This is a genomic window from Mesorhizobium sp. 2RAF21 (assembly GCF_052115345.1).
In the GTDB taxonomy this organism is placed as follows: Bacteria; Pseudomonadota; Alphaproteobacteria; order Rhizobiales; family Rhizobiaceae; genus Mesorhizobium; species Mesorhizobium terrae.
This window is the reverse complement of record NZ_JBFRGM010000008.1, coordinates 295,983-303,087: the sequence shown is the minus strand read 5'-3', so window position 1 is coordinate 303,087 and position 7,105 is coordinate 295,983. Positions and strand designations below refer to the sequence as shown.

The following is a 7,105-nucleotide window of genomic DNA, read 5'->3' as shown; positions in this document are numbered from 1 at the left end:
CTGCCGACTGCCGACTGCCGACTGCCGACTGCCGACTGCCGACTGCCGACTGCCGACTGCCGACTGCCGACTGCCGACTGCCGACTGCCGACTGCCGACTGCCGACTGCCGACTGCCGACTGCCGACTGCCGACTGCCGACCTCATCTAATCCGCCGGCTCCCGATGCCCATCATCACTTTCATCGACTATGCCGGCGTCGCGGTGTTCGCGGCGACCGGGGCATTGGCGGCCTCGCGCAAGCAACTCGACATCGTCGGCTTCGTTTTCCTGGCGGCGGTGACCGGGGTCGGCGGCGGCACCTTCCGCGACCTCATTCTCGGTGTGCCGGTGTTCTGGATCGGCAACCGCGACTATGTGCTGATCTGCACGCTGGTCGCCCTGGTCGTGTTCTTCGGCGCGCACCGGGTCGAATCCCGCTACAAACTGCTTCTGTGGCTGGATGCGATCGGCCTTGCGGTCTTTGCCGTGATGGGCGCCGCCAAGGGCATGGCGATCACCGGTTCGCCAGCGGTGTCGATCGTCATGGGCATGCTGACGGCGTGTTTCGGCGGCATCCTGCGCGATCTTTTGGCCGGCGAGCCCTCGGTGCTGCTCAGGCCGGAAGTCTATGTGACGGCGGCGATCGTCGGTGCCGGGGTCTACACGGCCTGCGACCTCATCCTCTTGCCGCCGCAGATCTCCTATCCCGCCGGTTTCCTGGCAGCGCTTGCCATCCGTGGTGGCGCGCTGAAGTTCGGCTGGTCGTTTCCGCCCTACAAGAGCCGACCGGGGCGCCGGCCGGAAGACATTCCGTAGGAGGCGAAGCGTCCCTTCTCCCGCAAGGGGCAAGGAAAGGTCGCGGCTGCGCGGCGATGCCGGCTGATCAGGGCGCCTGCGAAGTCTTTTCGCGTTCGACCAGCCATGCCTTGGCCTGCGTCTTCGTTGCCCGGCTCAGCCAGCTGCGCTCGAGGCGATGGCGCAGTTCTTCGTCGGAGACGGCATCCATGCGGACCAGCAGCGCCGGCCAGCCCTTGTAGTGGTCGGTCTCGAAATAGAGGTCGGGCGCCGCTTCCAGCAACATCTGCTTCTCGTCGAGCGGGCACATCAGCACCGCCGTGTGCGCGTCCTTGACGCGGGTGAGCAGCTTCTTGCCGGCTTTCAACGCCGGCGTGCCGTAGGAAGTGGTCTCGACGATATCAGGCAGGCCGCGCGTGGCATCACTCAGTCGCTGGAAGACGGCGAGCAGGCCGGGTTCCATCGCTTTTGCTAGGCGGCGAAACGCTGCCCTTCGCCGCCGTAATAATTCACGTAGCGGGCGCCGATTTCGCGGACGGGCAGCACGATGAAGATGTCGACGGTCTTGAAGTCGTGGTCGATGACGCAGCCGTCGCCGATGCGGGCGCCGACCCTGAGATAACCCTTGACCAGCGGCGGCATGGCCGCGATCGCCGCCTTGGCGCTGACCGCCTCGATCGGCATCAGGTCCATCGAGCAATAACGGCCGGCATTGGCGCTGATGTCCCAGGCCGGGGTGGTGCGGCAGTGATGCGCCAGATAGGTCAGCGCCTCGGCATGTGCCGCCGGCACCGTGCCGTGGAAGGAGGCGCAGCCGGTCAGAACGCCGATGTCGTAATGGGTGAAATAGGCCCACAGGCCCTGCCACAGCGCCTCGATGGTGCGCTTGGAGCGGTATTCGGGCAAAACGCAGGAACGGCCGAGTTCCAGGAAACGCTGGCCGGGATGCCTGGCGATCAGCCGCCTGAGCTCGAATTCGTCCTCGGAATAGAAACCGCCGGCCCGCACCGCAGTTTCCTGGCGCAGCAGCCGGTAGGTGCCGACGATGCGGCGATGGTCGGGGCCGGGAAGGGTGTTGTCGAACACGAGCAGATGGTCGCAGACCGGATCGAAACGGTCGGCGTCGCGGCGTTCCAAAGACTGCAGGCGGCTCTTGCGAGCGCCAAGCTCGTCATAAAAAACGCGGTAGCGGATTTCCTGCGCGGCGGCGATTTCGGCTTCGTCGCGGGCCAGCCTGACTTCGAGGCTGCCGATCTTGCCCAGGGTGCCGGTGATCGATTCGATCGTCCTCATCCTCTGGATAGCGGTGCCCCCGGTGTTTCCCTGCATCTCACCTTGCGGCATCGCTGTATGCACGAGTGATTCTCCTTCGAGCCATCCCTCTTGGCGTCGGGATACGATGTAGGTGCTACAGGATTGTGACAGTACCGTGATACAAAGTGAGGAGCAAGGGGAAGAGCGCAGCTCATCACCTGCCTAGCCGGCTTACCTAGGGGCAGAACAGGCCGCAATCACGCGGCAATCTGGCTTTCCACCGCGTGTACCAAAGCCTGTGGATCGAGCGGTTTGGTGACGAAACCGGAGGCGCCGTGGGCAAGAACGGCGTGTCGGGTTTTTTCCTGGCTGTCGGCCGACAGCACCATGATCGGCACCGGCGCGACGCCGGTGGCTTCCTCGTGGCGGCGAATCGCGGCGATGGCGTCCATGCCGTCCATCAGCGGCATGTGCAGGTCCATCAGCACCACGTCGTAACGCCTGGCGGCGCTTTCGGTGGCAATGGCGTCGACCGCGGCCTTGCCGTTGTTGACGATATCGACCCGATGGCCGGCCTTCTGCAAGCTGGCGCGGGCGAGCATGGCATTGATGTCGTTGTCCTCGGCGATCAGCACCGACAGGCTGCCATTGCCGTGCGTGCGTGCGAGCGCCTGCGGTGTCTTGTCCGGGCCGGGCAAAGGCCCGCCGACCGCGGCCTTGCCGGCCAGCAGCACGCGCAGCAGGGTTTCGCCGCGCACCGGCCGCGCCAGGAAGGTGGCATAGCCGGCGGCGCGGAACTCGACCAGGGCGCCGCGGTCGGACGGCGCGATCAGCGTCACCGCCTCGCAGGCCATGAAGCCGGTCTGGCGCAGGCGTTTCAAGACGCGGCAGTCGCTGTCTTCCAGCCGGGCGTCGACGAGCAGCAGGTTGCAGAAGCCGGCGAAGGGCAGCGCCTGAGCGGCATTGGCGACGATTTCGGCGTGGCCGCCATGGGCGCGGATGGTGCGGGCGATGGCCTCGGCCTCGACTGTATTTTCCGAAACGATGACGGCGTGACGCTCCGCCAGGGCGTTCGTCCTGTCTTCCGGCGGCTCGATCGCGGCCCGCGCCGGCAGTTCGAAGATGAATTCCGAGCCCTCGCCGGGGGCGCTCGAGACCGTGATCGTGCCGTTCATCGCCGCCACCAGCCGCCTGGAGATGGCAAGCCCCAGCCCGGCGCCGCCGTGCTTGCGCGTCGACGTGCCGTCGGCCTGCTCGAAATCCTCGAAGATGCGGTCCATGTCGGCTTCGCTGAGGCCGGGACCGGTGTCGGTGATCGAGAAGCGTACGCGGTCGCCGTCGTCGCCGCGGCGGCGCGAAACGCTGACCAGCACGCCGCCCGCTTCGGTGAATTTAACGGCATTGCCGATGAGGTTGAGCAGCACCTGCCGCACCCGTCCGGGGTCGGCGGTGATGATCTGCGGCACGTCCGGTTCGACATGGCAGGCAAGGCCAATGCCCTTGCCGAAGGCGCGGGCGGCCAGGAGTTCGACGACATTGTCGGCGATCTCGCGCGGCGACATCGGCTGCGGTTCGGGCGCGAAACGGCCGGCCTCGATCTTGGAATAGTCGAGCAGGTCCTCGATCAGCGCCAGCAGCGCGCTGGCCGAGGTGGAGACGGCACCGACATAGGTGCGCTGCTCGGGCGTCAGCCTGGTGTCGGCGAGCAGCTTGGCCATGCCCATGATGCCGTTCATCGGCGTGCGGATCTCGTGGCTGACGGTGGCGAGAAAGCGCGATTTCGCCTGGCTGGCATATTCGGCGCGCTCGCGGGCGTTGATCAGCGAGGATTCGGCCTGCTTGCGGGCGGTGATGTCGCGCGCGATTGCCCGGTGCGAGACCTCGGCGCTGTCCTTGTCGCGCATCGACAGTTCGATCCACGAGAACCAGCGCGGCCCATTAGGCGTGCGGATGGCGACGTCGGTCGAGCTCAGGCAGTCGCGGTCGGAAAAGGCGGCGTCGGGCACGACGCCGATGTCGATGCCGAGTTCGGCCAGCGTCATGCCGGCCAGATCGAAGCGGTCGTGACCGACCAGTTCGGCAAAGACCCGGTTGGCGTAGACGATGCGGCCGTCGCGGTCGCGATGGACGACGAGGTCGCCGAGAGCATCGATCAGGCCGCGAAAGCGCTCTTCGCTTTCCTGCATCTCCCACATGCGGTCGGCCATGATCTCGATTTCGGCGCGGCTGCGGGCCGCGTTGTCGTCGAGGATGGAGGCGATGTTCTGCTCCTTGCGCTGCGTGCGCATGAACAGGGCAAGTCCGGCGAGGCCCGTCGCCAGCATGCCAAGGGCGATGAAGGGCGGCGCGCCGGTCAGTTCGGACAGGCCGGCAAGGACGACGAGCATGACGATGATGGCGAAGGGCAGGCCTTCGTGCAGCGTCCTGTCCGGAAGTTTCGGCGCCAATGGCGGGGTTTGCGCCAGCACACGGCGCGCGGCGGCAGGTTCGGCGGCCTCGTCGGCGCGCTTCTCCACCACCCGTCTTGCAGCAGTCTTGTCCCCGATCATGCAGCTATCTTAGCCACAGATAAATTATGGAAGGCTGCGCCGGACTGTTCGAATTTTAGCAATCGCGCGGATTTTTGGGCTGGCGCCCGGCAAGCGCGAAATTACTGCCCGGCATCGTCGTAAAGGCGTCGGCTTTGCTCGATGCGGGGCAAGTTGTCCCTGATCCAAAAGTTCAGGCCCTCGAGGGCGGACAATACGCCGATACCCATCTCGGTCAGCTCATATTCCACGCGCGGCGGCACCTCGGGAAAATAGTGGCGCAGCACAAGGCCATCCCGTTCCAGATTGCGCAGCGTAAGCGTCAGCATGCGCTGGGTAATTCCGTCGACTTCGCCCTTGAGCGCTGAGAAGCGGAGCCTGCTCCCAGGCGCGAGCGAGAGGCGCCAGATGACCTGGACAGTCCATTTGTCGCCGAGCCGCGTGCAGATTCCATTCGACGGATACGGCTTGAAGTGGCGTTCACTCTCCGCAACCCCGTCGGACCTGCCCTGGATCGGTTTGTCCAAGCGTATCATCCTTGTGCCCTAGGCTGGAAAATGTGCCGTCTTCCAGCAGCGTTCCCGCAGTATATATGGATAGCCCTTGTTCAACACGAGGGTTCCCGAATGACGAATGGCAAGCTTCCAATCCTGGTGTTCGGCGCAACGGGCCGGCAGGGAGGGTCGGTCGTCGAGGCCCTGTTGCGGGCACGATGGCCTGTTCGGGCGTTTGTGCGGGACGCAGGAGCGCCAAAGTCGATGGCGCTTCATGATGCCGGTGTCGAACTCGTGCAGGGATCGTTCGATGACACCGCAGCGATCCGTGCCGCGATGAGGGGCACCTATGGCGTCTTCAGCGTGTTGCCGGGCAATCTGGTGGAGGAAGGAGAGGTGCGCGCCGGAAGCGCGATCGCGGACTTGGCAGTCGAGAGCGGCGTTGCGCACTTTGTCTATTCCTCGGGCGCCAGCGCGGGCGAGAAGCTGACGGGTGTGGCGCGTTTCGACGCCAAACCGCGCATCGAGGCGCATATCCGCGGCCTGCCGATCACCGCAACCATCATCAGGCCCATGATCTTCATGGAGATGCTGGTGAGACCCGGGTTCGGGCTGGACGAGGGGCGCTACACATTTTTCCTCAGACCGGACCAATCGATGCAGCTCATCGCCGTGGAAGACATCGGCAAGTTCGTGGCCGCTGTTTTCGCCGACAAGACGCGGTTCGGCGGCAAGACACTAAAGATCGCGGGCGACAGCATTACCGGCAATGATCTGGAGGCCATCTTTACGCAAGCCGCGGGCCGACCGATCGCCTATGGGCGCTTTTCCGAAGAGGTTCTCTCAGCCAATCCAGATCTTGGGCACATGGCCGCGGGCCTGGACGCGGGGCCGCTTGCGGATCACGTCGACCTGAACGTCATGCGTGCGATCAACCCGGAAGTTCTCTCGTTCCGGTCCTGGTTTTCCGGGAGCGGACGCAAGACCTTTGACGAAATCCTCAGGCAGGCAGCAGGCTGAACCGGTCCAACGGACGCGCTACATATCCACCACGACACGCCCGCGAATCTTGCCGTCGACGATGTCGGTGGCGGCGGCGACGATGCCGTCGAAGCCGATGGTGGTGGACAGCGCCTTGAGCTTGGCCAGGTCCAGGTCGCGGCCGATGCGTTGCCACGCCTGCCGGCGGATTTCGCGGGGCGCCATGACGGAATCGATGCCGAGCAGGGAGACGCCGCGCAGGATGAAGGGCGCGACCGACGAAGGCAGGTCCATGCCGCCGGCGAGGCCGCAGGCGGCGACCGCGCCGCCATAGGCGGTCATCGACAGGACATTGGCGAGCGTGGTGGAGCCGACGGCGTCGATGCCGCCCGCCCAGCGCTCCTTGGCGAGCGGCTTGACCGCTCCGGTCAGCTCGTCGCGGGCGATGATTTCGGCCGCGCCCAGCTCGCGGAGATAGGCTTCTTCCTGAGGGCGGCCGGTCGAGGCGACGACGTGGTAGCCGAGTTTGGAGAGGATCGCGACGGCAACGGAACCGACACCGCCGGCGGCACCCGTGACGATGACGGGACCGCGTTGCGGGGTAATGCCGTGGCGTTCCAGCGCCATCACCGAAAGCATGGCGGTGTAGCCGGCGGTGCCGACCGCCATCGCGTCATGCGCCGACATGCCGTCCGGCAGCGGCACCAGCCACTCGCCCTTGACGCGGGCGCGCCCGGCATAGGCGCCGTAATGGGTTTCGCCGACGCCCCAGCCGTTGAGAATGACCCGGTCGCCCTTGCGCCATTCGTCATGGTCGGAAGACAGCACCGTGCCGGCGAAGTCGATACCGGGCACCAGCGGCCAGCGGCGCACCACCGGCGCCTTGCCGGTGATCGCCAGCCCGTCCTTGTAGTTCACCGTGGTCGCCTCGACCGCGACGGTGACGTCGCCGTCCATCAGGTCGGCCTCGGTCAGTTCTGTCACCGCGACGGACTGCTTCTTGTCGTCGTCGCGCGAGATCAGGATGGCTTTGAAGGTGTCCGGCACTGGCTTCTCCCCGATCGCGGAACGA

General features: G+C 65.7%; 7 protein-coding genes. 2 read left to right on the top strand and 5 right to left on the bottom strand.

The window, feature by feature from the left end; all coding sequences use genetic code 11:
• The first annotated feature begins 164 nt into the window (after positions 1 to 164).
• Positions 165 to 797 (top strand): trimeric intracellular cation channel family protein, encoded by a 633-nt coding sequence (locus AB4136_RS15615; protein WP_137900678.1) that lies wholly within the window; start codon positions 165 to 167, stop codon positions 795 to 797.
• A 67-nt stretch (positions 798 to 864) separates the two neighbouring features.
• On the opposite strand, the gene AB4136_RS15610 is transcribed toward AB4136_RS15615, so the two are convergent.
• The 4 genes from AB4136_RS15610 to AB4136_RS15595 form a co-directional block, all read right to left on the bottom strand.
• Entirely contained in the window at positions 865 to 1,239 is a 375-nt protein-coding gene (locus AB4136_RS15610; protein ID WP_137900677.1) for an MmcQ/YjbR family DNA-binding protein, read from the bottom strand.
• Positions 1,240 to 1,247: 8 nt separating this feature from the next.
• Complete coding sequence (locus tag AB4136_RS15605; RefSeq protein WP_373426403.1) at positions 1,248 to 2,069, bottom strand: GNAT family N-acetyltransferase; 822 nt, start codon at positions 2,067 to 2,069, stop codon at positions 1,248 to 1,250.
• A 218-nt stretch (positions 2,070 to 2,287) separates the two neighbouring features.
• Positions 2,288 to 4,579 carry an ATP-binding protein gene (locus tag AB4136_RS15600; RefSeq protein ID WP_024927202.1) on the bottom strand — a complete coding sequence of 764 codons (2,292 nt, stop codon included), beginning with the start codon at positions 4,577 to 4,579 and terminating at the stop codon, positions 2,288 to 2,290.
• 101 nt (positions 4,580 to 4,680) lie between these two features.
• Positions 4,681 to 5,094 (bottom strand): winged helix-turn-helix transcriptional regulator, encoded by a 414-nt coding sequence (locus AB4136_RS15595; protein WP_024927203.1) that lies wholly within the window; start codon positions 5,092 to 5,094, stop codon positions 4,681 to 4,683.
• A 117-nt stretch (positions 5,095 to 5,211) separates the two neighbouring features.
• On the opposite strand from AB4136_RS15595, the gene AB4136_RS15590 reads away from it, so the two are divergent.
• A complete protein-coding gene (locus AB4136_RS15590) occupies positions 5,212 to 6,072 on the top strand; it encodes an NmrA/HSCARG family protein (protein WP_441931253.1) in 861 nt (286 codons plus the stop codon).
• Between the two features lie 18 nt (positions 6,073 to 6,090).
• Here AB4136_RS15590 and acuI read toward each other — a convergent pair whose 3' ends face one another.
• Entirely contained in the window at positions 6,091 to 7,080 is a 990-nt protein-coding gene (gene acuI, locus AB4136_RS15585) for an acrylyl-CoA reductase (NADPH) (protein ID WP_137900676.1), read from the bottom strand.
• Positions 7,081 to 7,105 lie beyond the last annotated feature (25 nt).

What these genes read in the sequence shown, in the direction of transcription:
- AB4136_RS15615 (WP_137900678.1), top strand. Translation starts at nt 165, where the DNA reads ATGCCCATCATCACTTTCATCGACTATGCCGGCGTCGCGGTGTTCGCG.
- AB4136_RS15610 (WP_137900677.1), bottom strand. Translation starts at nt 1,239, where the DNA reads ATGGAACCCGGCCTGCTCGCCGTCTTCCAGCGACTGAGTGATGCCACG.
- AB4136_RS15605 (WP_373426403.1), bottom strand. Translation starts at nt 2,069, where the DNA reads ATGAGGACGATCGAATCGATCACCGGCACCCTGGGCAAGATCGGCAGC.
- AB4136_RS15600 (WP_024927202.1), bottom strand. Translation starts at nt 4,579, where the DNA reads ATGATCGGGGACAAGACTGCTGCAAGACGGGTGGTGGAGAAGCGCGCC.
- AB4136_RS15595 (WP_024927203.1), bottom strand. Translation starts at nt 5,094, where the DNA reads ATGATACGCTTGGACAAACCGATCCAGGGCAGGTCCGACGGGGTTGCG.